We start from the raw sequence: 23,930 nt of genomic DNA on the forward strand, positions 1-23,930 counted from the left end.
ACAGGCATTTATGTACTTTCAGATTTTATTTTATAGATAACTCTTCATGTATAATCACAATCACTACATAATCATCATGGCAGGGGGAATCGGCTCCCGTTTCTGGCCTATGAGCCGGACAAAGTTTCCCAAACAGTTTCACGATATCCTCGGCAGAGGAAAAACGCTGATCCAGGAGACATTTGACCGTTTTGCGGCTTTCGTCCCTGCGGAGAATATTTATGTAGTTACCAATGACCGTTACTACGACCTGGTCAAAACCCAGCTCCCCGATATCACGGATGACCAGGTCTTGCTCGAACCTATTGGCCGCAATACGGCACCCTGTATTGCTTATGCCTGTTACAAAATCAACAAAATCAATCCGAACGCGGTTTTTGTCGTTGCGCCCTCTGACCACCTCATAGCCAAGGAAGATATTTTCAGGGAAAAAATTCTCCTGGGTCTTGATGCCTGCACCCAAAACCCGATCATTATGACTCTCGGCATTACCCCTACCCGCCCCGACACGGGTTATGGGTATATACAGTTTCTCGAAGATGATGAAAAGCGTGGGTACTTTAAGGTGAAAACCTTTACAGAAAAACCCCTGCTGGAACTCGCCAAAACTTTCCTGAAAAGTGGCGACTTCGTATGGAATGGCGGTATTTTCCTCTTCTCGGCCAGTACCATACTGCATGCTTTTTCCACCCATCTGCCCGAAATGGCAGAACTTTTCAAAGGAATTGAAGATGCCTATTATACAGAGGAGGAAAAACCGGCCATCAGCAATGCATATGGTACGTGCAAGAATATTTCGATAGACTACGGTATCATGGAAAAAGCACCCAATGTATTTGTTATCCCCGCCGACTTTGGCTGGAGCGATCTGGGTACCTGGGGCTCCGTCCATGACAATATGGAAAAAGACTATCACGAAAACGCTGTGTCGGCCAATGCGATTGCCTACGAATCTTATAACAACGTGATCAAAACCACCAATAAAGAAAAGCTGGTCATACTGAAAGGCCTGGATGGGTTTATTATCGTCGATACCGATGACGCTTTGCTCATCTGTAAAAAGGATGACGAACAATTTATCAAACAGATCGTCAGCGATGTAAAAACCAAAGAAGGGGATAAATTTGTATAACCCTTCTTGGAATTTTGATACACATTGTAGATTTTCTTAAAAAATCCATAACAATTTCCCTCATTTTTTGAGGGAAATTTATTTTTTATTGACTATCCTAAATTTTATTCCATAATTTTGCGCCTTTAAACACTCATAATTTTTAAACCATCATGAAAGTAGCAGTTGTTGGTGCAACAGGGCTTGTGGGTACAGAAATGCTACGTACCCTTGAGGAAATGAATTTTCCCGTCACTGAGTTAATTCCAGTGGCTTCAGCCGCGTCTGTAGGTAAAGAAGTTACCTTTAGTGGGAAAAAATATAAGGTCGTAGATATGGCGACCGGTATTTCCAAACGTCCCGAACTTGCGCTCTTTTCTGCCGGAGGCAACACCAGCAAGGAATTTGCACCCCAATTTGTAGCGGTGGGTACAACTGTGGTTGACAATTCCTCTGCATGGCGAATGGAACCTCATATTCCTTTGGTTGTACCCGAAGTCAATATGGATGCCATTCAGGGCCGCAAACTAATCGCAAACCCCAACTGCTCGACCATTCAAATGGTCGTGGCGCTTGCTCCTATTCACGCAAAATATAAAATCAAACGACTGGTGATCTCAACCTATCAGAGCGTAACCGGTACCGGAAAAGCTGCTGTGGATCAATTATTTGGGGAAAGGGCGGGTAACAAGGAGGTGAAATCCGTTTACCCGACGACGATTGACCTCAACTGTATCCCGCAGTGTGATGTGTTTCTCGAAAATGACTACACCAAAGAGGAAATGAAGCTGGTAAATGAAACCCGCAAAATTCTCAATGACGACAGCATTAAAATAACCGCAACCGCAGTAAGGGTCCCTGTCATCGGTGGCCACTCGGAGTGTGTGAATATTGAAACAGAAAAACCATTTGACGTTGCTGAAATTCGCGAGCTCCTGGCAAACAGCCCGGGAATCATCGTTATGGATGATCCAGGAAAACTGGTGTACCCAACACCTAAAATCAGTCATGGCAAAAACGAGGTTTTTGTAGGACGCATCCGCAGAGATGATTCTGTCGAAAACGGTTTGAACATGTGGATCGTAGCAGACAACCTCAGAAAAGGGGCCGCTACCAATGCCGTCCAGATTGCAATGGAATTGTTTCAGGAAGAAATGGCGCATTAATCTGCGTTTCTTTTATACCTTTGCACAGGCTGCTTCAAAAAAATGAAGCAGCCTCTTTTTTTAGAATGGAAACCTATACCCGATCCCAACTGGCACTGCGCAACGGCACAGACCGGGAAGAAGTCTGGATTGCCTATAAAGGTCTCATCTACGATGTTACCGGAAATTTTCACTGGCCCAATGGCTATCATTACCGGCACTGGTCTGGTCAGGATCTGACGGAAGAATTAGAAGATGCGCCTCATACAGCGTCTGTTTTCCGAAGGCTAAGAGTCGTCGGGCAGCTGGTCGAATAATGAATACCCGCTACTGATTCAATTCATCTTTAACGTTTACCGGAATTTTATAGCCCATTACCTCAGCCTGCGCGAGGTTTTCACTGGCTTTATCCTTATTGCCCATTCGGAGATAGCAGAAGCCCAGATAATAATAGTAATAAGGTTTGTCCCCCACTTGTTTTTTACTGGCTTTGAAATACTGAACAGCCTTTTCGTAATCCCCGAGGTTCATGTAAGCCTGGCCAGCCAGCATACGGGCATCCGCAGCATTTTCATAACTTTTTCCGCTGAGATATATGCGCATGGCGGCTTCACTGGCCCTGATGGCGTCAGGAAACTCCCGCTGGTTGAAATGAACCAGGGCGATTCCATAATAAGCCTGCGGATAGTCGGGATAATGGCGCAACAATTCTTTGTATTGATCAATCGCCGCCTCAAAGTCTCCTTTAAGCTGAAAAGCGGCAGCCAGCTCCTGGTGAGCTTTTAACCCCCGCGGATACACTTCCAGGGATTGTTGGTAATAGTATAACGAACTGTCGATCTGATCCATAATCCGATAGGATTCACCCAGTCGGTTGTAGGCATCAACAAAATTTGCATCTACTGCGATGGCATTCCGGTAAAAATTTTTTGCCTCGTCATAGTTTTTGGCCAGAAACAGCTTTTCTCCACTCCGGTAGAAAGCCATAGCTTCCGGATTATTGGAACTTGTCTGAAACTGTGCGTACAGGGAGAAAAAAAAGCAAGTGAAAATGGTAGTTAAAAAAAATTTCATATTCTGCCAGAATGGCTTCCGGGAAAAATTTGGTAAATAATGTATGATTTACAAAACTACTTCAAACTTCGTCTTTTTACAAGGTAGTCTGTCAGAACTTTTTCATAAGACCGGGCAATATCGACTTCAATAAAGTCAATATTAAACTCATAACACCGCTGCTTGAATCTCGCCTTGTATGATTTCATCATTTCCTTATAACGATCCCGGATCTGGTGGGGAGAAACTTCTATTTTTTCACCGGTTTCCAGATCTTTTAAAATGACCGGTCGGTTAGGAAATTCAAAATCTTCCTCTGTTTTACGATCCAGCAGATGGAATACCAACACTTCATGTTTGGCATGGCGAAGATGTCTGAGCGCTTTAAAAAGCTCCTCCTCTGCCTCCATGTGATTAAACAGGTCTGTGATCAATACGACAAATGACCTTCTGTGAAATTTCATCGCCACCTGGTGCAAGATGCGGGCGGTGGCAGTTTTTCTGGTAAAATATTCTTTACTTGCCGCCACCTCTTCAAGTTTGCGGAAAATAGGTATCAGCCAGGAGTATTTGGATTTTGCCGGGGCATAAAAAGAAATCTCTTCATCAAAAAGCGTCATCCCCGCAGCGTCCCGCTGACCAATCATCAGATATTGCAGTGCCGCAGCCAGGTAGGCACCATATTCCAGTTTGGTCATCCCTTGTTGAGGATAACGCATAGAATCGCTCACATCCAGCACTACCTGGCAACGCAGGTTGGTCTCTTCTTCGTATTTCTTAGAGAATAACTTATCCGTCTTACCGTATACCTTCCAGTCAACATTCCGAAGCGATTCGCCGGCGTTGTAGGGACGGTGCTCGGCAAACTCTACAGAAAACCCATGATATGGACTTTTATGCATACCAGTAATAAAACCCTCCACGATCATTTTTGCCTTTACCTCAATGTTTTTGAGCTTACTGACTGCAATCGGGTCCAGATATTTGATAGGAGTTTGTGCCATAACAGTAATGATAAGGATAGTTTAGTTGAAAAAAAAACGCAAATTGCTAATTTGAAATACTTTAAATATTTGATATGAAATTTGGAATTTTAGTGTGTCTGGCCGCAGCAGCGGTATTTTTGGGGAGCTGTTGCCCTACCTGTGAAAAAGGTGACCTGGGCGATTATTTGCTGGATGAATCATCTGATAGCTGGACGGCATTTACCATTGCCGCTACACGGGTCTATTCAGGAAGTAACGGACAGGAAGAAGTTTTTGTTTGGGAAGATGTGGAGATGGGATTGGAAGAACAATTATTCAACTGCGATGAGGAATCAAAGTGTGGGTTTTGTTGTGAAACATTCCGAAGCGGGTATCTCTACACTCAAATGATCTCTTCCAATGGGGTATCTGTCTTTAATCTTGTAGTAAAGAAAGATTTCATTCAGTTTACCCCTCGTGATAATCCTCAGGATATCCCGGATTTGATTATTATCTCTTTCAATAACCGACTGATTTGTGAAATCACAGGCATCCCTGAAAGGATACTGACCGAAACGGTCACGCTCAACGGGAAAAAATTCAATAAGGTTTTTTCCTGTAAAGCAGACCCAGGCTCCTATGCCGCCGGATCCAGTGACCCTGTGGCTTTTTATTTCACAAAAGAAGATGGTATCGTAGGATATGAACTAGCGAATAATACTGTATGGAATCTCAAGTAATTCCGTTCTGTCTCCAGGCTGTCATGTAGCTGCACAACTGCGTTTTATGGCTTTACGTACCCTCACCCCCGTTTTTTTTATTCTGCTTTTTGTCAGTCATATCTGCGCGCAATCGCCAGATATTTCAAGATGTGGTTTTTCCGAATATTTTGCGCAGACCCAGTACGCCTATCCTGAATTTGCCCCGATACTTTCGGAACAGTCCCTTCGGTATCTCCGATATGCCGGGAATATGCCTGCTTATTATGGGCAACGTGCAGGGTGTGATGTTGCGATTATCCCGGTAGTGGTTCATGTTATTTATAATGACACGACTTCCAATATCTCCGCAGCACAAATTCACAGTCAGATCCAGGTGCTAAATGAAGACTACCGAAGGATTTTGGGATCTCCGGGGTATGGGGTGGGTAAAGATGCTGGTATTCAGTTTTGTCTCGCAAGTATTGACCCCAACGGAAACCCCACTACGGGTATTACGCGCACGCAAAGTGTATTCACCAACCATACCCTTACCAATGATGCCATTCTGCGATCCATTATCAGCTGGAATGACACTATGTATCTCAATATCTGGGTGGTAAAAAATATTTTCGATAATGCCGGGAAAGACGTGCTGGGGTATGCGTCCTTTCCCGGCAGCCCCAACCCGGTGGCAGACGGTATCGTCATTCGCGGCAAAAACTTCGGCACGACGGGATCTGTGATCACTCCTTTTGACAAAGGCCGAACCGCTACCCATGAAGTGGGGCATTTTATGGGATTGTTTCACACCTTCGAAACCGATGGAATCTGCAATGGGACAAGTGCGGTCAATTGTCTTTCGGAAGGAGATTTAATCTGTGATACCCCCTCCGAGCTGACCGCAGTATTTGGGTGCCCGGCAGACCCGGTCAACTCTTGCACAGATATTCCCTGTGACAAAAATGATCTGGTCAGCAATTATATGAACTTCGCTGATGATGTTTGCATGGACCATTTTACCAAAGGCCAGGTAGCAAGAATGCGGTTTTTCCTGCTATCTACCCGGGCAAATTTCTTCACTCCGGCCAACCTTGCAGCAACAGGCTGTGATACAACCCAGGTAATCCGCACCAGACCTACAGCCGCCTTCTCCAGCAATACCACGACAATTTGCGCCGGACAATCAGTAAGGTTTACCGACTTGTCAGACGGTTGTGTGGATTTTTTATTATGGTCTTTTCCCGGAGGTTCGCCTTCTGTTTCTGCTGATCCACAGCCCCTTATTACTTACAATATACCGGGCGTCTATCCGGTTACACTTACCGCCTCCAATACTGGTGGCAATGATCAGGTTACCCGCACCTCCTATATTCAGGTATCCGGGGCAGGCACCATCCCCCCTCAAAATGAAGGGTTTGAAGGCCTGGTTTTTGTACCGCCTGGGTGGAAAAGAGAAGATGAAGATACAGCTGGCTCGTGGCTTAAAACAACTTTGACCTCCAGCGAAGGTATATCGTGTGCCGTTATGCCCAATTTTACCACAGCATCATGCGGAACTTCGGAAGCCCTGATTTCTCAGGTGATTAACCTTTCCACTGCCACCAATGCCAGCCTGCGTTTTGATTATGCATATAAAGCGCGAAGTGCTGATACCAACCGGGCCGATATTTTCCGCGTCTGGCTATCAGATGATTGTGGGCTTTCTTTTGGTTATCTTTTGTTTGAAAAAAAAGGAGAACAACTGGCAACCGTGCCGGGGTTCGAGAAAGACAAAGCTTTTGTCCCGAACAATTCCAATGAGTGGCGTACGGCAGTGATTTCGTTGGGAAATCACCTGGGAAATGACGCACTGCGAATCCGTTTCCAATGCATTAGCCGTAAAGGGCAGCATCTGTATCTGGATAACTTCAAAATAAATACGACCGTCGGAATAGCCGATGACCTGGCACTCCGTCAACGGCTGGTTGTTTTTCCCAATCCTTTCGAAGATCAATTCATCGTGTCGTTTTTTATCAACACCCCCAGCCCGGTTACGGCTTCTATTTTTGATATCAGCGGGCGTCTTGTTGCCCAAAAAGAAAATAAAATGCCTTTGCAGGGAGAGGTTTCGTGGGTGTTTTCCCCTGACGAAATACCTGACCTCTGCAAAGGCATTTATCTGCTCCGACTCACTACACGAGACGCTGCTGCGACTATTCGTATTGTGAAGATGTAAAATCCTCCACTTCGTTACATCCCACACATTTCGTGGCTGCCATTGATAATGGTATTATAATCATCTACCGTAATATACTGAGGCGTATAAGTCTCTCCGCGCGAATTCAGGTTGCTGGTAAAGGCGCGCATATGGTTTCGTGAACCACAAGTCAGCATGGCATAAACATTGGCAATATCGGCTTTATCCGTAGCGGCTACGGCCGCTGTAAGATCCCGGATATCAACGTCTTCTATCGTGGCACCAACTGTGAGCGCACTTACGAGCGACACATCGCCTTGAGCGATCAGGTTGTTATATAAAGTTTGCAAATCAGGATTGGTAAAAACTCCAATCTCTGTAGATGCGATATTTGCTACGCCGTATTTTTCCATGATGGTGCGAACCGCATCCATGTGTTTTTGTTCGCTCGAAGAAATGTTATTAAAAATAGTCAGGTTATACTTTTGGTTGAAATAAGTGTACACATCGCGAGCGAGCTTTTCTTCCTCGTGCATAAACTGCAAGGAAGTGATTTCGATATCGGTCAGCATCAACGTGTTTTCAGGCAACACATTCTCCTTGGACTGACCACAGGAAGTAAAACCAGCCGCTAAAAATAGCAGGGTAATAAACAGTATGCCGGAATATCTCAACTTTTTCATAACAAATGATTTTATGGTAACACTTCAAATTGAACCTCTCAATCTGTTTCATTTGTTACTACGCGAAGCCTTTTATTTTCTTTCACTTTTTTTTCGGTGTTCGGGACCACCCCACGGGCGAACTTCCTCAGCCCTAAATTGATGAGTCCCGGTAGGTTTTCCTACCAGTTTTACCGTTTCACCATTTTCCAGCAAAACAACGGGGGCTACAAAAGCATTTCGAAAATCAACTTGCCAGGCTTTGCCGGAAAAGTCAGTCATTTGAAATAAACTATCGCTTACCGTATCTATTTTCCCTGCAAGAAAACCCGCTTCAGGCATCATCCAGATTTTAACTTTCTTTTCCTGAATACTCTCATACAAAGACATCCTGAGGGCGAATGTTTTTTCCAGTCGGGCAGCGCCGCCAGAGATAAAAAATAATGTACCAAACAGCACACTTAACGCCACACTGCTTGCCACAGGGACAGACCATCTGAGTTTATACCCATTTTTTGAATGATAGACACTGAAAAATCCAACGATCAGAAAAACAATCAGTATGGTAATCCAAAAAAACGGAAGCACTCCCAGGAAAAAAGAAAAACGGGAGTGCTGAAGATGAGAAATAAGGTTAAAATCCGTCTGTTGAATGGAAAATAAAATTACCGAAAAAGCTGCTGCACCGATCAGTACCGAAACGGCAAAAGCCAGCCAGGCCAATATGCCCTTTGCGACAAAGTAACCCCGGGGGATTGGCTTTATGTTTTTCCCCTTTATGGTTTCAACAATTTTTCTCGAATTTTCCATGACCTGTTTTATTGAAGATCAAAAGAATAATGTTTTTTTCCGGCAATTTTAGCAAATGCTTTTTTTGCCCGGTTGATTTGTGTTGCCACCGTGCCTTCCGGCATTTTCAGGACATCAGAGATATCTCCATAACTCATTCCCTCCATAAATCTTAGTACCAAAACCGTTCTGTATTTTAATGGCAATAGATCCAGCACTTCATGTGTAAGGAGGTCCCTATATTCCGTTTCCGCTGGATTTTCAGTCTCGCCTGATTCATTTTTGTACAGGTTTTCATCCAAAGTCACCTGTTGGTCTTTGCCAAAAGACTTTTTTTTCCGCCAAAACGAAATAGCTTCGTTGTGAACGATCCGATATATCCAGCTGGAAAACTTCATTGCGGAATCAAAGCTGTTGAGGTATCGCCATACCTTGATAAAAGATTCTTGCAGGATATCCTCGGCTTCTTCCTGGCTCACAAAAACCAATCGCCGAATGTAGCGGATCATTTTTGCCTCATAACGCCCATATAGGCAGGAAAAATAATCAAGATCTTCCAGCGATTTGCGGGCTACTTCGCTATCTGCCCATTTACTGCAAAACTCTTTTTTCTCCTGAACAGTCACACCTTTTTCGGTTTCGAAACAATTATTATATTATAATTTTATTATCAATAATACAATGTATTTAGTTAACGTAAAAATCACAAGAAAGTGCGAAATTAATTATTGAAACAATGGATAATCGGTGTAGCCCTTTTCTCCCGGCGTATAGAAGGTTTTTGGGTCGGGTACAGCCAGCGGCCAATCGTTTTTAATCCGATCAGTCAGATCGGGATTTGCAATAAATGGTCTTCCAAAAGCTATCGCATCGGCTCTTCCTGCGGAGATTTCCTCAGCGGCTGAGGTTGGGTTATAGTTACCATTAGCGATGAGGAAACCTCGATAGATTTTACGAAAATGGCCAATGACATCTTCAATAAAATATTGCTCACTTTTTGCGGTCCATGGCCGGCTCAGATGAAGATAAGCGAGGTTATAATTATTCAATTTATCTATAATATACTCAAAAGTGGGAGCGGTGTGTTCATCGACTACAATTCCCATACTGCCGTGCATCATGGGATTAAGTCTCAAGCCAATTTTATCAGAGGGCACAACTGCTGAAAGCGCGTCGATTGTTTCAAACAGAATTCTGGCTTTGTTTTCATAAGTTCCACCATAGTTATCCATGCGTTGATTGCTACAATTGCTAAAGAATTGGTGAAACAGATATCCGTTGGAGGAATGAATCTCTACACCGTCAAACCCCGCTTTCATTGCGTTGGCTCCCGCCTTTGCAAAATCCTGGACAATGGCTTTTATCTCGCCCTGAGAAAGTGCAAGCGGCTCAACAGATTGTCTTTTACCAGCCGGAGTATACACTTCGATATTGGGATTGATGGCGGAAGGAGCCACGGGGATTTTGCCATTTTGTAAGTCAGGATGTGATATTCTGCCGACATGCCACAGTTGCATGAATATTTTTCCGCCTTTGGCATGAACAGCCTCGGTGACCTGTTTCCAACTTTCTGTCTGTATATCGGTATGGATGCCCGGGACATTTTGATAGCCGACACCCTGACTGGATACGACAGTGCCCTCCGTAATGATAAGACCAGCACCAGCCCGCTGGCTATAGTATGTTTTATGCAATTCTGTCGGAGCGAAATCGGCATTTGCAGCCCGGCTTCGGGTCAGCGGAGCCATAAATATCCGGTTTTGTATATGTGTAGAACCCATCGAAGCGGGTTGAAATAAGGATGATTTATTCATTTGTTAAGAAAAGTAATTGATTGCAGGGATTACAACTACGACGATCCGGATGTTGTTACAAAAAAGTTGATGTCAGGTAGTTATTCGTTTCACTTTCGCAATATACCATGGCACTGGTTCAACCCCAGCATTTGGGCTGTTCAAATATTCACGTATTTGATCTGGCTGAGTTATTTCCTCAAAAAGTCCGTTTTCATTGAGTGTTAAAGCGAACATATCGATCAGGATTTCGGTGATATTATGGCAATAAAAGGAATGGAATGATCCATCACCTTCAACCCCGATGAAGTCATAACCTAAAAACGCAGCATCTTCAGTTTCTTTTTCCTCGATCTGTTTAAGCAGGTTAAGCCTAAGTCCAAATTTTCCATTATTTTGATTGAAAGGCAGTGAATTGTTTCCTTCTTTGAAGTCTTCAGTCAGCCGGTCTGCATCTGTTTGGGGAAGGTACAATCCAAGCATTTCGATATCATTTCTACCGGCGAAAAATAATTCTTTAAATGTACGTGCTGTTTCCAGATCGGGAAATACATTACCAAAGCCTAATTCTCCACGGTCAAACCTGATATCTGTCCATTTATGGATATCGTTAATTTGGGAATCAGACAACCCCAGTTCAAGTTTACTTTCCTCATTGAGCGCATCTTTTACCCAGGACAAACACCAGATATCGAAGGCAGAGGTATTGATACAGCCACTACACGTTTTGACAACGGTTCCTTCGAGCGTTCCAAAACGCAGAAGTTTTGATTTAATAAGAAAATAGCCTGCGTTAATGTATTTTTCCATTTAGTAGCGGGGTTTGGGTGAGAGTAGTTACGGTCGGGATATAATATAGTATGAATATCCGGGACTTACCAGCAACAAAAAATTCACGATCAGGGCTTGCTGATTTTTCATTCAAATGATGATTGGAAGCAATTGAAGAAGCTAAGAAAAAAGCAATTCTCCAGGCCAAGGCCTATATATTTTATATTTCAGATGAGAGAAATAAGTACTCCGGCCCCAGACTATATGGCCTTCAAAAGCAGAGACGAAAGAAACAAATATTGGACGGGAAGGTACAGTAAAGAGGATGAAATTCAAGTTTTGCAAACCACATTCTGATTGAGAGAAAATCGGATAAACCCGGTTGAAACGGTTGCAATCCGTTTCCTTGTCCATGACAAACTGGAGAGACATGGGACGCAGATTTTCGCAGAGGAAACGCAGATTTTCGCGGAGGCTGCAGAGTACCACGCATCAGCAAGATCAGACAGGAAATAACGCGGAAGGCACAACACCCTTTGCGTTACTTTGCGATTCCTTTGCGTCCTCTGCGTGAACCCTATCATCTCAGATCGAAGATCAGTTTCATTAAGTTGCAAACATATGAGGAAGCGCAGATTTTCGCAGAGGTTTTGGGTTTGTTTTTGCAAACCGTTTCCTTGTCCATGACAAGCTGGAGAGACATGGGACGCAGATTTTCGCAGAGGAAACGCAGATTTTCGCAGAAGCCGCAGAGTACCACGCATCAGCAAGATCAGACAGTAAGTAACGCGGAAGTCCCAACCCCCTTTGCGTTACTTTGCGATTCCTTTGCGTCCTCTGCGTGAACCCTATCATCTCAGATCGAAGATCAGTTTCATTAAGTTGCAAACATATGAGGAAGCGCAGATTTTCGCGGAGGTTTTGGGTTCGTTTTTGGAAACCGTTTCCTTGTCCATGACAAACTGGAGAGACATGGGACGCAGATTTTCGCAGAGGAAACGCAGATTTTCGCGGAGGTTTTGGGTTTGTTTTTGTTTTTTGGAAAACCGTTGTAAACCGTTAAAAACGATAAAATGCACTCCTTCGAAATCAGTCAAATTTCATCCGCGCTGCTGCTCACAAAATGCAGGGTAGAATAGAAACCCGTTACCTTAAGTGGTAAAGTCTCTGATTGTCAAAAAAATTCGCTTCTCTGTTGGGAGAAACGAATTCTTTATTTAAACAATGTATCATCTTTGATTAAGCAGCTTTGGCGATCCAAAACTTATGGTATTTACCACTTGTAGGGGAACTTCCGGGCAATACGCCGGTTGAGGCTTTCGATGATTTCGGAGGGTGTATAGCTCCAGTTTGCATCCTGATCTACCCCCATCTTCCACAACAAATCTCCTGAGTCGCCGTCAAATATCGAACAACTTGCGCGAACATCGGCGGTTTTGACAGGGCCGGCTGGCAGTGGTCCGTTATATGGGCCAAATATCACCGCTCTGCCCAGTTCAAGCCCAAACCCAGCTGCATTGGTCAGATAACGGCTTTCTTCTATCCGTACTTTTACTACGGCATCTACTTTCAGAATTTCGGCCAGTTTGGCGGGATCCATTGACCAGGAGTCTTGTACAGATATTTTCTGATCCCGGAGAATCGCATTCGTGCGTTCGATGGACTGGATATCCACTTTTACGTTTTTATTGGCTTTGCGAAGCAAGGAATTGTACAGTGATTCCTGATAAAAATGGCTCTCCTGTATATCAAGCTGGCGGTAATCGTCGTATGTCAGTCTTGTGGAAACCGGACCAGAAAAATTGATCTCCACAGGTACGATGGCAATTTCATGATGAAGACTGGTTTCATCCAGCAGCGTACTCGCACTGTAGTGAATCGAGGAAGCGCAGGACGTAAACAGTATAGGCACCAATGCAAGGGCCAGGAATTGAAGTGTTTGGGAAATTTTCATGTTTGTTGTTGTAAAAGGTTTATACTGTTTATATCGGAAATATCGCGGTTCAGATTCACTTAAAACACCTGCTATGTACAACCGTGCAGGATGTCTGAGCAATCGTGATCCGATGTTTCAGTATAAGAGACAAACAACTATTCCCGTCAGTTGCACAACCGCTTAGGAAGCAAATTGCATTTGGTGCAGTGCAAAGTAAGCCCCGCCCTGTTCGAGGAGTTGCTGGTGCGACCCTGACTCAATAATCCGGCCTTTTTTCAACACAACAATCTTGTCAGCTTTCTGAATAGTGGAGAGCCTATGGGCAATGATGATAGACGTGCGGCCCGTGAGCACAGTATCTATGGCATGCTGAATGACTTCTTCTGATTCTGTATCGATATTGGCAGTTGCTTCGTCGAGGACGAGGACACGCGGATTATAGGTCATCACCCGTGCAAATGCAATCAACTGCCGCTGCCCCAAAGACAGGGTCGCCCCACGTTCCTGAACGTGGTAGTCATACCCCCCGGGTAGATTGGAAATAAACGCATGCGCCCCTACCCTACGGGCAGCTTCCATCACCGTTTCCAACGGGATCTGGTTGTTGTTGAGCGTGATATTGTCGTAAATACTCCCGGAAAATAAAAACACTTCCTGCAAAACAACTCCCGTAAGCTGACGCAAAAAACTCAGGTCGTATTCCTTGATATCCACCCCATTTACCAGAATATTCCCCTGCTGAACTTCATAAAACCGACTCAGCAGATTGATGATGGTCGACTTACCAGAACCGGTAGCACCCACCAACGCGACTTTCTCACCGGCATTCACCCGAAGGTCGATCTCCTTCAGAACATACTCTGGCTCATTATAGGCAAATGAAACTTTCCGGAATTCTATATTTATTCCTTCTGATGCAGAGCCCAGTTCCGTTAATTTTCCGGTATTAGGGATAAACTCATCGGTGTCCAGCGTATTGAATATTCTTTCCGCGCTTACCATACCCATTTGCAGGACATTAAACTGATCGGCCAGCATTCGGATCGGGCGGAAAAACATGGTCTGAAACATGATAAAGGCGACAAGCTCACCAAACTGCAATTCGGCACTTATGACCTTTCCGGCTCCATACCAAACCAATACTCCCAACGTAATGGCTGTAACAATCTCCACTACGGGATAAAATATGCTGTAATACAAGACTGAGTTTACATTTGCACGCCGAAGGTCGCGATTGATATGTCTGAATTTTTCCATTTCCACCTTCTCGCGGTTGAAAATATGGATAACAGGCATACCGGTAAGGTGTTCCTGCAGAAAAGAATTCATTTCGCTGACGGCATTTCGCACATTTTGGAATGCTACTTTTACTTTATTTTTGAATACAATCGTAGCAATAATCAGTAATGGCAGCGTAATAAGCACTGCTACTGTCAGCTTCCAGCTCACATAGAACATCGCGATCAGGATGGCGATTAACTGAAGCAATTCTCCCATGATGCGGACCAAACCGGAGGAAAACACATCGTTGAGGGTTTCCACATCGCTGATGGTACGGGTTTGCATACGACCAATGGGCGTCTGGTCAAAATATTTCAACCGGAGGTTGAGTATATGGGTAAATACCTGATTGCGCACATCGCGGATGATACTCTGCCCCAACCACGCAGTGAGATACGTATTGGAATACATCACCACGGCCTCCACTATGATCAGCCCAGCCACAAGTAAAACCATTAACCGCAAGCCCGCATAATCGCCTGCAACCACCTGGTTGTCAAGCATATACTGGAATAAAATGGGTCGCAGCGGAGAAATTACTGCCAGCAGTACCGTGATAAACAAAGCCAGCGCAAACAATCTGCTATACGGCCGCACATAACGCAGCAGCCTTTTGGCGACGTTTTTATCAAATGCTTTTCCTGCTACCTTTTCTGCCATGTGTCATAACTGATTGAGAAGTAATATATCCGATTTAAAAAGTGAATGATCTTCTGCCCTGATAAATCGGACTTCTGACTTCTTATAAATGCACCATCCGATCTCCTGTTGCACCCATAGCCGCTTCCTTGATTGATTCGGAAAAGGTTGGATGTGGGTGTGAGAAAATGGCAATGTCTTCCGCCGAAGCGCGAAACTCCAATCCAAATACGCCTTCCATGATCATATCTGCCGCCCGGGGGCCAATGATATGCATTCCAAGCATTTCATCTGTTTCTTTATGTGCAAGGATTTTTACAAATCCGAATTTATCATCCATACTCGCTCTCGCACGACCCGAAGCCTTGAATGGGAAATTTCCGTTTTTATATGGAATGCCTTCTGCTTTAAGTTCTTCTTCCGTGTAGCCGACGCCCGCGACTTCAGGCCAGGTATAAACCACACCCGGAATTGCCCGGTAGTTGATGTGCGGGTGTTGTCCGGCAATAGTTTCTGCGACAAACACACCTTCTTCCGAAGCTTTGTGTGCAAGCATCGCACCCTTGATGACATCGCCAATGGCATAAATACCGGGTACGGATGTTTCCAGATGTTCATTGACCGGAATACGACCTCTTTCCGTCTGAATGCCTATATTTTCCAATCCGAGATTATCGGTATAAGGTCTGCGGCCAACTGCCATCAGGCAGATATCACCGGTGAATGTCACCGTATCGCCTTTGGGGTTTTCTGCGGTAACCGTAACCTGTCCATCTGCTACAGCAGTGCCGGTTACCTTGTGGTTAAATAGCGCCTGATATTCCGTAATTTCTTTTTTGAGGGCCTTGTTGAGCTCTTTGCCCAATGAGCTGTCCATCCCAGGTATCAGCCGGTCTGCGTATTCGAGGATCGTCACTGCCGACCCTAATCTGCCAAAAACAGAAGCCATTTCCACCCCTATCACACCACCGCCAATGACAATCAGATGTTTGGGAAGGGTCGTCAGCTCCAATGCCTCGGTAGAGGAAATAACGCATTTTTTGTCAATTTCTATTCCGGGCAGACTGGCAGGTTTGGAGCCAGTAGCGATAATGATTTTTTCAGAGCGAACCAGTTCTTCTGTCCCGTCGGCTTTGGTTACTTTGACTGTATTTTTGTCGACAAATGATCCATGGCCAGTGAATACGTCGATTTTATTTTTTTTCATCAGAAAAGCTACGCCTGCGGTAGTCTGACTGACCACATCGCCTTTGCGTTTTACCATTTGAGCAAGATCAAAGGACAGCCCCTGTACGTTGATCCCATGTTCGGCAAACTTATGCACGGCGGAATGGTAATGTTCCGTAGAATCAAGCATGGCTTTTGAAGGAATACAACCCACATTCAGGCAGGTACCTCCGAGAGTGGGATATTTTTCAATGATTGCGGTTTTTTTGCCGAGTTGAGCACTGCGAATAGCGGCAACATATCCGCCTGGGCCTGAGCCAATAATGGTAACGTCGTATGTGGTTGCTGACATATGATTGAATCTCGATGTATATGATTATCTATTAGGGAGAATGAAAAAAGGATCACGGAAATCTGGTTTTCAAACCGCTGCGATCCCTGAAAGGCAAATTTACATTACCTGATGTTATCGGACAAATTACATTCGGTCTTACCTGTGCAATTCATAAATCTCCATTGGTGCCCGCTCCATCAGAAATTTAAGTTCGGCGTCGCTAAGGGCAGGGCTTTTTGCAGCGGCAGCATTCTCCTCCAATTGTGCAAGATTACTTGCACCTAAAGCAAGGGTGGCAACCGCCGGATGTGCCAGGGCAAACCGTATGGCCGACTGTGCAGGTGTTCGTTCTGAGGAGGAAACTTCCTTCAAAAAATTTTGCACATGGGTTACGTCTTTGATGCTCGCACTCAGATAACTGGCCGGCGGTTTTCCCGCCAAAAGACCTTTAGCAACTGCACCACGCACCACTACGCTGATCTGATTTTCGTGCAACAAGTCCAATGCTTCCTCCTCTGGCCGCCGATCAAGCAGACTGTATTGCATCATATTGGAAACCATTGCGGAGCGACTGACATATTCACGGATAACGTTGGGCCGGATAGAAGAAATCCCATACCAGCGAATCAGCCCTTCTTTCTTCAATTGCTCAAATGCCTCTATCGTTTCATCCATCGGGTCATCGATGGTACCACCATGTAGCTGGTATAAATCGAGATAATCGGTCTGCAACCTCCGAAGACTGCCTTTCACAGATTCGATAATATGTGATTTGCTGGGGTTCCAGTCCAACCCGGAACCATCAGGCCGGGGTACATTCCCAACTTTGGAGGCAATGAACACTTGCTGTCGAACACCCCTCATAGCTTTTCCCAGCGTTTCTTCGTTAAAACCCGTCTGGTAAATATCTGCAGTATCAAAGAAATTGATTCCCAAATCCATAGCGCGATGCAAGATTTGGGCATTTAGTTTATGATCATAACCCAAAGACATACAGCCCAAACCAATGATACTTACATTCAAATCCGATTTTCCCAACTGCCGGTATTCCATTTTGAGGATTTCTGTTGTTTAGTACCAATAAAGTTAAGCTTTTACGAGTCTTTTCAACAAAATTATCTAGGTTTATGAAGATTTCTTATTTTAGAAATATGAAAAAACTTATTGTACTCGGGATTACTACAATCGGATGCTTATTTGGCTTTTCTCAGGAACCGGAACCAGATCTCAGGTTGGAAATAGCACTGGAAGGGTATTCTGATAAATACTATGTTGCGGCAACAGGAGATCTCGGTCTCATCCTGTACCATCAGTCCGACACAACGGATGAAAAGAAAAATCCGATCTGGACTTTCACCAAGTTTACCACTGACTTTGTGCAGATTTGGGAAAGGGAAGCATCCATATCCAAAGGCCTGATTTATCAACGTGAATATTTTGACGGCGTAGCTGTTCATGCATTGTTTATGCCCCCCAAGTCCCGCATGAAAACGCCATTCCAGATTATCAGCCTCAACGCAGAAACCGGCGAAATTTTCTCAACCGAGGGGGTAATTCCATACAGGGTAAAAATCAACGATTTTAGTGTCATTAAAAATATGGCCTACATCGGTGGCGAAACAGAAATGGGCAAACTCGAAAAAATTGGCAGAGGTGCTGCAGTTTCCGCTGTTTTCCCGATTTTCCTGGGTATTCTCCAGTACAATCCCAAAATGGTGCTGATGCGCTCTGATATTTATCTGGATAAAACGCTGGAAGAAAAATTTGATTACTACAAGGCTTCCTCCGTTCAAAGTCTTTCCCCTAATGAGGTCGCCAGAAGTATGAGTGTAGTCATCAATCATTCGCCCCAACGGAAGAAAGACAAGGTATATATCAAAGAATACGCACAGGATAAGCTCATCAGAAATCTGGAAATCAATCCGAAAGGCCCCAACCGACTCCTTACCGGGCGTATCCGCCATATCAACCGGGAAGAGTTTTTGGTAATCGGAACCTATGCCGCGCCTTATTTTGACCAGAAACTAGGGAAAAGATTTGGTGCCTGGATCACCCATACCAAGCTGGAGGGCGAAGCACAGGGTATCTATATCGCAAAATTTTCCTACCGCTCTCAAAAATTCATTCAGTATTACAACTTTAGTGAGTTTGAAAACTTCTTTGAAGCCTACGGCAAAAAAATTGAAAAAAAGGTCAAAAAGAAGGCTCAGAAAAGGAAGAAAAAAGCTGCCAAACGCGCCAAAAAGAAAAAAGCTACCAAAGAGTTGATCCTCGATGTCAGCCTGCTCATTCACGATATCATTGAAACTCCCGACGAATATCTCCTCGTAGCCGAAGCTTATTACCCGGTCTATCAGGAGATGAACAGCTCCTTTAATCCGCTCAGCGGCGAAACGGGCTATTCGCGCCCCGGCAGAGGCAATGTCCTCCTCGGATACAGATATACCCATGCCATCACCGCGGGATTCGATAAGCTAAAAGGAACGATGCGGTGGGACAATTCCTTCCCCATCTGGAATATCATTTCTGACAAACTCGAACAGCGGGTTCAGGTGTTTTATGATGAGGAAGACTCTACTACTACTATGGTTTTCAACAATGAAGGCCTGATCCAGTCCAGATTGATCAAAGGCGGGGAAATCATTCAAAGTAGAAAAATACGACAAATCCAGACTGAGTTTATGACCGACCGGATTAAACAGGATTACAACAGCGATATCGAATACTGGTACGGTAATTATTTCCTGGCCTGGGGTTATGAGAAAATTGCCAAAACGGATGAAAAACTCCTCTCCGCTCAACGACAACGACATGTTTTCTACTTTTATAAGGTAGCGTATTAACTGACGTTTTATGAAAACCCAAACACAAACACTGGCATGGACCATTATTATGGCCATTTTCCTTCCTATGTCTTTCTCCGGATGTATCGTTTTTTATAAGAAAAAAAGCATACAGGAATCAGACTTGGGAAAAATACCCTATCAGGAAATTCCAGATTGGGAATCTTTTATCATCTCAAATCAACAAAATACTCGTCCTTACACCTTAGCGCATACTCCGGAGGGGGTGTATTATCTTTCCATACTGGGATACGAGGAAGATTATATTAATCTCAAAACAGAAAAAGTCAATTACCCCTTCTACTTCCCTGAGTCCAACGTATTTCGCCGGAAAAATATTCCCAAACAATATCGCAGTGAATTCCTCCATGCTACTAATCTTTATGTAAATCAAGGTATGGATGAAGAGTCGGTCATTCTTCCCATTGGTCATATCGACTCCGCAAGAATCTACTTTCCCGCCACTGGGCTAAATATTTATGTCAATGCGGCTCTGGGTGTGGTGAGTTTTGTTACTGCATCCGTCATTGTACTCGCGATTGCTTGCAACTGCCCGCAAGTCTATACCCTTTCCCCCGACGGCATACAAACCAGCCAAGGCTCACTCTTCACCGGGGCAATTTCAAAATCGCTCGAACGAACCGATTTCCTCCCTCTTCACGATCTCAACCGATCCGGCCCGAATATCGAAATTACCGTCGCCAACGAACTTCCCGAAGAAGAGTTTATCAATCAGGTTTCGCTTCTGCGCACCAAACGCATTCCCAATACAGAATTCGCCATCAATACCGACGACCAACTGGTCGCCTATTCCCAACCCCATACTCCAGTTTCGGCCATCAGTCTGAATGGGAAAAACCTCCTTCCGCTGGTCTCTGCCGCTGATACCAGCCACTTCGATTTCTCCGACTTCCCGATGGGCAGCCAACTCAATACAGCCACATTCTCCTTCTCCAAAAGTGATTTCCCCAACGGGCAACCCCTCCTGGTGATCAATGCCCGTCAGACCGAATGGCTCGAATCCATCGCTGAGGTTTTTTTCAACGCCTTTGGCGATCAGTTTGACCGTTGGAATACCATGATGGACAAGGTGCCCCGCGAAAAATACGAAGCCCGTACCGCCGAACGAGGACTTTCCATGAATGTCTTTATCGAAACCGACAACGGCTGGCAAAAAGCAGGGACCTTCCATAATGCGGGAGTAAATAAACAAAAGCGAATGGGCCTGCCGCTTGACCTCTCACAGGTGTCGGGAGAAATGGTCAATATCCGGCTCGAATGCGCCTACAAATTTTGGGAAATCGATGAGATTGGAATTGCAGATAACTGGGCGGAAATAACTGATTTTGAAGAAGTACCACTGGTTTCTGCCATCAATGAAAAGGGAGAAGATGTCAGCGGATTAATCAAAAGTATAGACCAGCAGTACGCTCTTCAGCCAGATGCTGGTTCTGCCATTACCCTCACTTTCCCCAACACAGCTTCCGCAGAAGAAATCTATGTTCTTCGGGGTACAGGCTACTACCATCATATTCGCAACTATGAAAATAAACCGGACAAAGCCTTTATCCGCTATATGCGGGCTCATCAAAAAACGGTAACCCAGGAATTGTCTGTATTGCTAAATCAGATTCAACAAAACCAGGCCCTGACAAGTACAAAACCATGAGCTATCGTCCCGTTCGAAACTTCGAATTCAGAGCCGTTCAGGTTCTGATGTTTCTCGATATTTACAGAGAAGGGCTGAAACTGTATAAAAATCCGGTGAAAGCCTTTCGCGCCTTGCGGGCCCTTCAACAACATGGTGCGCAGGTGCTCGCCGGGAAAAAACTCAGCAAAGGCTTTAAAATCAATGGGAAATATGGCTGGGACATGTTCCATCCGCTTTGGCCATCCCCGGCTTTCCGGAAGTTTTTTCACCATCACCTGGAAGAAGTTTTTCCCTCCGGCCAAAACAAAGGGGTACTCCGCCGCCTGCTGGTAGCCATTACCAAAAAATGCCCGTTGCAGTGCGCACATTGCAGTGAGTGGGATACACTCAATCAGAAGGATATTCTGAGCAGGGAAGATTATGAGCAAAAAATTCGATCCATGGTCGATTATGGGGTGAGCCAGATCGTGTACAGTGGGGGCGAACCGCTCAACCGCTTTGCAGATTTACTCTGCCTGATTGAGAAATTTTCTCAAACCAGCCAATGGATCTATACTTCCGGCTATGGCCTTACCCCTGAAAAAGCTGTTCAGCTAAAACTTGCCGGTCTTGAAGGTGTAGCCGTTAGCCTTGATCACCATATTCCGGAAGAACACAACGCCTTCCGGGGTAACTCTCGATCATTTTTCTGGGTGGAAAATGCTGTCCGTAATTGTATGGAAGCCGGGCTTTTTGTTAGCGTCAATATCTGCCCTTCGAGAGAATATATTTCTTCGGGTGGAATGGATGATTTTATGGCACTTATGCGCAGTTGGAATGTGCCTTCAGTCAATATTCTTGAGCCCAGAGCCGTAGGCCATTTTGCAGGTCAGGATGTAGAATTGCGGGAGGAAGAAAAAAAGATTCTGGATAAATGTTTTTTTAAATACAACTTTTCGCTTCCATTTGACGACTACCCTGTATTGACATATCCTGGTATTTCCAGAAAGTACGTGAAATGCGGGGGCGGTATTTCGTACCTTTTGCTGGACTATGACGGCACGCTCCGGCCTTGTCCGTTTTGCAAAACGCCGATGGAATCTCCGGCCAACCGGGAAGTCTTATGTGAAGCTTAAACAAACCGACACATGAAACAACAATACTTATTAATTTTCCTGCTGCTGTTTCAAGCAGTATTATTCGCACAAAATAGTCCGACAAGGATACTGGCCACAATGCCCCTCATTCAGTCAAACCCCGATGCCGTAATCGAAGGAATGGGCGGATTAGGGGTGGTTTTGCCCGGAAATCTTATGGGAAACCACAGCCGGATGAATCCTGCATTGTTACATGGGCCAGACGACGCCACCAGCTTTCAGATTCATTATTACCCTCAGTTCTCCCGGGTTTTTTCCGGGTTTAACCAGATAGAAGGAAATCTCAATTTTTCCATTCGCCCCCGCCACCGGATGAGCGTAATATTAGGCGGATTTAATACAGGCATCAGGTCGGGCTTTACCGTAACCTGTCCACTTTCCAGACCGCTTTTTACCTCTGCCCTATCCGGAAAAGTGGGAATTCAATATAGCTGGAAAATCAATGACTGGCTGACTGCCGGAGTGGGTTTTTCAGCATTACGTTCGAATTTCAACTGGATATGTGAAGACAACAACCATGTCACACATGCACTTTCAGGGCAATGGGGACTTCAATTTCAGAAACCCATTTACCAGTCTGGTTTACAGCAATTATGGCTTAGAGCCGCCGTATCGCAAACCGGTCTCGGGCCTTCAATAGATTTTTTCCCGATAGATACAGGCATGGCCGTCATCGGTCCGATCAACCGCGCAGGCGTATTGTTGGACTGGGAGAAAAACGAAGGGGTGTTTTCCGCCCTGTCTTTAGGATATCAGATTTCGTATATACCTGGTTACACCCATGTACATTCCATTGGCTTACAGGAAAGCTTCCGGTTTGGAGAAGATATGCGATTTTTCCTTCGCCAGGGACTAACCTATCGAGAGAGAATGGATCCTGGCCGAAACCCGACTTATCAGATCACTACAGGTATAGGTTTCCAGGCAGGTTTTTTCAGAATGGATGCCAGTGTATTGACTCCGCTGATTCAGGATATTGGTGTACGAAACAGATTGCGGCTGAGTATGACTTATTCCTTCGGAGAATAAGTTTTGTGCTTTTCCCCGGCAACTTTCTCCCCAAAATCAATAAACGCCTGCGGATACGTAGCGTGGTTGGTTTTCATCATACGATCCCAGAAGTTGAAATAGATGCCGTAATTGCAGTGAAAATACCGATGGTGCTGATTGTGGTGAATCGCAGTGTTAAATACCTTAAAAACCCCCTTCTTATTGGCTCTCAGCTCAAAACCCAGATGCCCATACACACTCATAAAAAAGACGAAAGTCGAAAAGAAGATCAATACCCCTTCATAAACCGGTAAAATAAAACTTATCAGCGGTATGACCCCGATCTGCACCACAGCTTCCACCGGGTGAAAAGCAAAAGCAGTAAAAGGATTGGGATTGTGAAACCGATGGTGCCACGAATGAACCACACGATATACAGGTTTCCAGTGTAAAAACCGGTGCGACCAGTAAAACCAGGTGTCGTGGATGAGAAAAGCCAAAGCCAGCGAAATTACCAGATAAATCCAGCCATATTGATCGGCATCAACATAGATAGTGGTATAGCCTTTTGCTACCGCAACATCCATTGCCCACCCTGCCAGCGCAAATACAAAAAAGGAAATCAGGGAAAAACCTATTTCCCATTTCATAATTGAAGGCGGAGCTGTTTTTTCATTGATCTTCAGCTTGTGGAAATGCTCCTTTCTCCATACATAAAAAAGCAGGTAAAGCGATATTACAGCCACACCTGCCGTCATTGGTAAAAATATCGTCCAAAATCCCATAT

21 protein-coding genes are annotated in these 23,930 nt (G+C 44.8%); 9 read left to right on the forward strand and 12 right to left on the reverse strand.

The genetic code is table 11. From position 1 onward, the window contains the following. The first annotated feature begins 46 nt into the window (after window positions 1-46). The 3 genes from R3D00_20715 (at window position 47) to R3D00_20725 (ending at window position 2,573) form a co-directional block, all read left to right on the forward strand. Window positions 47-1,132: a mannose-1-phosphate guanylyltransferase gene (locus R3D00_20715; GenBank protein ID MEZ4775621.1), complete on the forward strand. Its 1,086-nt coding sequence runs from the start codon at window positions 47-49 to the stop codon at window positions 1,130-1,132. Between the two features lie 152 nt (window positions 1,133-1,284). Continuing rightward, window positions 1,285-2,277 carry an aspartate-semialdehyde dehydrogenase gene (locus R3D00_20720; protein ID MEZ4775622.1) on the forward strand — a complete coding sequence of 331 codons (993 nt, stop codon included), beginning with the start codon at window positions 1,285-1,287 and terminating at the stop codon, window positions 2,275-2,277. Between the two features lie 65 nt (window positions 2,278-2,342). Next, on the forward strand, window positions 2,343-2,573 hold the full coding sequence (locus tag R3D00_20725; protein ID MEZ4775623.1) for a cytochrome b5 domain-containing protein: 231 nt from the start codon (window positions 2,343-2,345) through the stop codon (window positions 2,571-2,573). A gap of 10 nt (window positions 2,574-2,583) precedes the next feature. On the opposite strand, the gene R3D00_20730 is transcribed toward R3D00_20725, so the two are convergent. Further along, window positions 2,584-3,330, reverse strand: a complete 747-nt coding sequence (locus R3D00_20730; protein MEZ4775624.1) for a tetratricopeptide repeat protein — start codon at window positions 3,328-3,330, stop codon at window positions 2,584-2,586. Window positions 3,331-3,386: 56 nt separating this feature from the next. Beyond that, window positions 3,387-4,313: a DUF58 domain-containing protein gene (locus tag R3D00_20735; protein MEZ4775625.1), complete on the reverse strand. Its 927-nt coding sequence runs from the start codon at window positions 4,311-4,313 to the stop codon at window positions 3,387-3,389. A 74-nt stretch (window positions 4,314-4,387) separates the two neighbouring features. Between R3D00_20735 and R3D00_20740 the strand changes: the two genes are divergently transcribed. Together R3D00_20740 and R3D00_20745 are read left to right on the forward strand one after the other, a co-directional pair. Beyond that, the gene (locus tag R3D00_20740) at window positions 4,388-5,014 is read left to right on the forward strand and encodes a hypothetical protein (protein MEZ4775626.1); all 627 of its coding nucleotides are present in this window, start codon (window positions 4,388-4,390) and stop codon (window positions 5,012-5,014) included. Window positions 5,015-5,060: 46 nt separating this feature from the next. Beyond that, on the forward strand, window positions 5,061-7,190 hold the full coding sequence (locus tag R3D00_20745; protein ID MEZ4775627.1) for a M43 family zinc metalloprotease: 2,130 nt from the start codon (window positions 5,061-5,063) through the stop codon (window positions 7,188-7,190). Between the two features lie 14 nt (window positions 7,191-7,204). Here R3D00_20745 and R3D00_20750 read toward each other — a convergent pair whose 3' ends face one another. From R3D00_20750 to R3D00_20790, 9 genes are all read right to left on the reverse strand, one after another. Further along, a complete protein-coding gene (locus R3D00_20750; protein MEZ4775628.1) occupies window positions 7,205-7,834 on the reverse strand; it encodes a DUF2202 domain-containing protein in 630 nt (209 codons plus the stop codon). A gap of 72 nt (window positions 7,835-7,906) precedes the next feature. Continuing rightward, window positions 7,907-8,623, reverse strand: coding sequence for a hypothetical protein (locus R3D00_20755; protein ID MEZ4775629.1), 717 nt, complete (start codon window positions 8,621-8,623; stop codon window positions 7,907-7,909). Between the two features lie 8 nt (window positions 8,624-8,631). Further along, the gene (locus R3D00_20760; GenBank protein ID MEZ4775630.1) at window positions 8,632-9,228 is read right to left on the reverse strand and encodes an RNA polymerase sigma factor; all 597 of its coding nucleotides are present in this window, start codon (window positions 9,226-9,228) and stop codon (window positions 8,632-8,634) included. Window positions 9,229-9,327: 99 nt separating this feature from the next. Beyond that, window positions 9,328-10,416 carry an alkene reductase gene (locus R3D00_20765; protein MEZ4775631.1) on the reverse strand — a complete coding sequence of 363 codons (1,089 nt, stop codon included), beginning with the start codon at window positions 10,414-10,416 and terminating at the stop codon, window positions 9,328-9,330. Between the two features lie 72 nt (window positions 10,417-10,488). Further along, window positions 10,489-11,205, reverse strand: coding sequence for a hypothetical protein (locus R3D00_20770; protein ID MEZ4775632.1), 717 nt, complete (start codon window positions 11,203-11,205; stop codon window positions 10,489-10,491). A gap of 1,234 nt (window positions 11,206-12,439) precedes the next feature. Then, a complete protein-coding gene (locus R3D00_20775) occupies window positions 12,440-13,120 on the reverse strand; it encodes a hypothetical protein (GenBank protein MEZ4775633.1) in 681 nt (226 codons plus the stop codon). 162 nt (window positions 13,121-13,282) lie between these two features. Next, a complete protein-coding gene (locus R3D00_20780) occupies window positions 13,283-15,043 on the reverse strand; it encodes an ABC transporter ATP-binding protein (GenBank protein ID MEZ4775634.1) in 1,761 nt (586 codons plus the stop codon). A gap of 82 nt (window positions 15,044-15,125) precedes the next feature. Further along, the gene (gene lpdA / locus R3D00_20785; GenBank protein MEZ4775635.1) at window positions 15,126-16,541 is read right to left on the reverse strand and encodes a dihydrolipoyl dehydrogenase; all 1,416 of its coding nucleotides are present in this window, start codon (window positions 16,539-16,541) and stop codon (window positions 15,126-15,128) included. 138 nt (window positions 16,542-16,679) lie between these two features. Continuing rightward, entirely contained in the window at window positions 16,680-17,576 is an 897-nt protein-coding gene (locus R3D00_20790) for an aldo/keto reductase (protein ID MEZ4775636.1), read from the reverse strand. 98 nt (window positions 17,577-17,674) lie between these two features. On the opposite strand from R3D00_20790, the gene R3D00_20795 reads away from it, so the two are divergent. From R3D00_20795 to R3D00_20810, 4 genes are read left to right on the forward strand one after another with little or no spacing between them, the layout of a single operon-like run. Then, window positions 17,675-19,366, forward strand: coding sequence for a hypothetical protein (locus tag R3D00_20795; protein MEZ4775637.1), 1,692 nt, complete (start codon window positions 17,675-17,677; stop codon window positions 19,364-19,366). Window positions 19,367-19,376: 10 nt separating this feature from the next. Next, window positions 19,377-21,035 (forward strand): hypothetical protein, encoded by a 1,659-nt coding sequence (locus R3D00_20800; protein MEZ4775638.1) that lies wholly within the window; start codon window positions 19,377-19,379, stop codon window positions 21,033-21,035. Further along, window positions 21,032-22,132, forward strand: a complete 1,101-nt coding sequence (locus tag R3D00_20805; protein ID MEZ4775639.1) for a radical SAM protein — start codon at window positions 21,032-21,034, stop codon at window positions 22,130-22,132. The genes R3D00_20800 and R3D00_20805 overlap by 4 nt, the downstream gene beginning before the upstream one ends. A 12-nt stretch (window positions 22,133-22,144) precedes the next feature. Further along, window positions 22,145-23,182 carry a hypothetical protein gene (locus R3D00_20810; GenBank protein MEZ4775640.1) on the forward strand — a complete coding sequence of 346 codons (1,038 nt, stop codon included), beginning with the start codon at window positions 22,145-22,147 and terminating at the stop codon, window positions 23,180-23,182. On the opposite strand, the gene R3D00_20815 is transcribed toward R3D00_20810, so the two are convergent. After that, a complete protein-coding gene (locus R3D00_20815; protein ID MEZ4775641.1) occupies window positions 23,164-23,928 on the reverse strand; it encodes a sterol desaturase family protein in 765 nt (254 codons plus the stop codon). The genes R3D00_20810 and R3D00_20815 overlap by 19 nt on opposite strands. Window positions 23,929-23,930: the final 2 nt, after the last annotated feature.

It is taken from the genome of Bacteroidia bacterium (genome assembly GCA_041391665.1).
In the GTDB taxonomy this organism is placed as follows: domain Bacteria; phylum Bacteroidota; class Bacteroidia; order J057; family J057; genus JAGQVA01.

What these genes read in the sequence shown, in the direction of transcription:
- R3D00_20715 (MEZ4775621.1), top strand. Translation starts at nt 47, where the DNA reads ATGTATAATCACAATCACTACATAATCATCATGGCAGGGGGAATCGGC.
- R3D00_20750 (MEZ4775628.1), bottom strand. Translation starts at nt 7,834, where the DNA reads ATGAAAAAGTTGAGATATTCCGGCATACTGTTTATTACCCTGCTATTT.
- R3D00_20775 (MEZ4775633.1), bottom strand. Translation starts at nt 13,120, where the DNA reads ATGAAAATTTCCCAAACACTTCAATTCCTGGCCCTTGCATTGGTGCCT.
- R3D00_20795 (MEZ4775637.1), top strand. Translation starts at nt 17,675, where the DNA reads ATGAAAAAACTTATTGTACTCGGGATTACTACAATCGGATGCTTATTT.
- R3D00_20730 (MEZ4775624.1), bottom strand. Translation starts at nt 3,330, where the DNA reads ATGAAATTTTTTTTAACTACCATTTTCACTTGCTTTTTTTTCTCCCTG.
- R3D00_20770 (MEZ4775632.1), bottom strand. Translation starts at nt 11,205, where the DNA reads ATGGAAAAATACATTAACGCAGGCTATTTTCTTATTAAATCAAAACTT.
- R3D00_20740 (MEZ4775626.1), top strand. Translation starts at nt 4,388, where the DNA reads ATGAAATTTGGAATTTTAGTGTGTCTGGCCGCAGCAGCGGTATTTTTG.
- R3D00_20720 (MEZ4775622.1), top strand. Translation starts at nt 1,285, where the DNA reads ATGAAAGTAGCAGTTGTTGGTGCAACAGGGCTTGTGGGTACAGAAATG.
- R3D00_20790 (MEZ4775636.1), bottom strand. Translation starts at nt 17,576, where the DNA reads ATGGAATACCGGCAGTTGGGAAAATCGGATTTGAATGTAAGTATCATT.
- R3D00_20780 (MEZ4775634.1), bottom strand. Translation starts at nt 15,043, where the DNA reads ATGGCAGAAAAGGTAGCAGGAAAAGCATTTGATAAAAACGTCGCCAAA.
- R3D00_20800 (MEZ4775638.1), top strand. Translation starts at nt 19,377, where the DNA reads ATGAAAACCCAAACACAAACACTGGCATGGACCATTATTATGGCCATT.
- R3D00_20810 (MEZ4775640.1), top strand. Translation starts at nt 22,145, where the DNA reads ATGAAACAACAATACTTATTAATTTTCCTGCTGCTGTTTCAAGCAGTA.
- R3D00_20735 (MEZ4775625.1), bottom strand. Translation starts at nt 4,313, where the DNA reads ATGGCACAAACTCCTATCAAATATCTGGACCCGATTGCAGTCAGTAAG.
- R3D00_20745 (MEZ4775627.1), top strand. Translation starts at nt 5,061, where the DNA reads ATGGCTTTACGTACCCTCACCCCCGTTTTTTTTATTCTGCTTTTTGTC.
- R3D00_20765 (MEZ4775631.1), bottom strand. Translation starts at nt 10,416, where the DNA reads ATGAATAAATCATCCTTATTTCAACCCGCTTCGATGGGTTCTACACAT.
- R3D00_20725 (MEZ4775623.1), top strand. Translation starts at nt 2,343, where the DNA reads ATGGAAACCTATACCCGATCCCAACTGGCACTGCGCAACGGCACAGAC.
- R3D00_20755 (MEZ4775629.1), bottom strand. Translation starts at nt 8,623, where the DNA reads ATGGAAAATTCGAGAAAAATTGTTGAAACCATAAAGGGGAAAAACATA.
- lpdA (MEZ4775635.1), bottom strand. Translation starts at nt 16,541, where the DNA reads ATGTCAGCAACCACATACGACGTTACCATTATTGGCTCAGGCCCAGGC.
- R3D00_20805 (MEZ4775639.1), top strand. Translation starts at nt 21,032, where the DNA reads ATGAGCTATCGTCCCGTTCGAAACTTCGAATTCAGAGCCGTTCAGGTT.
- R3D00_20815 (MEZ4775641.1), bottom strand. Translation starts at nt 23,928, where the DNA reads ATGGGATTTTGGACGATATTTTTACCAATGACGGCAGGTGTGGCTGTA.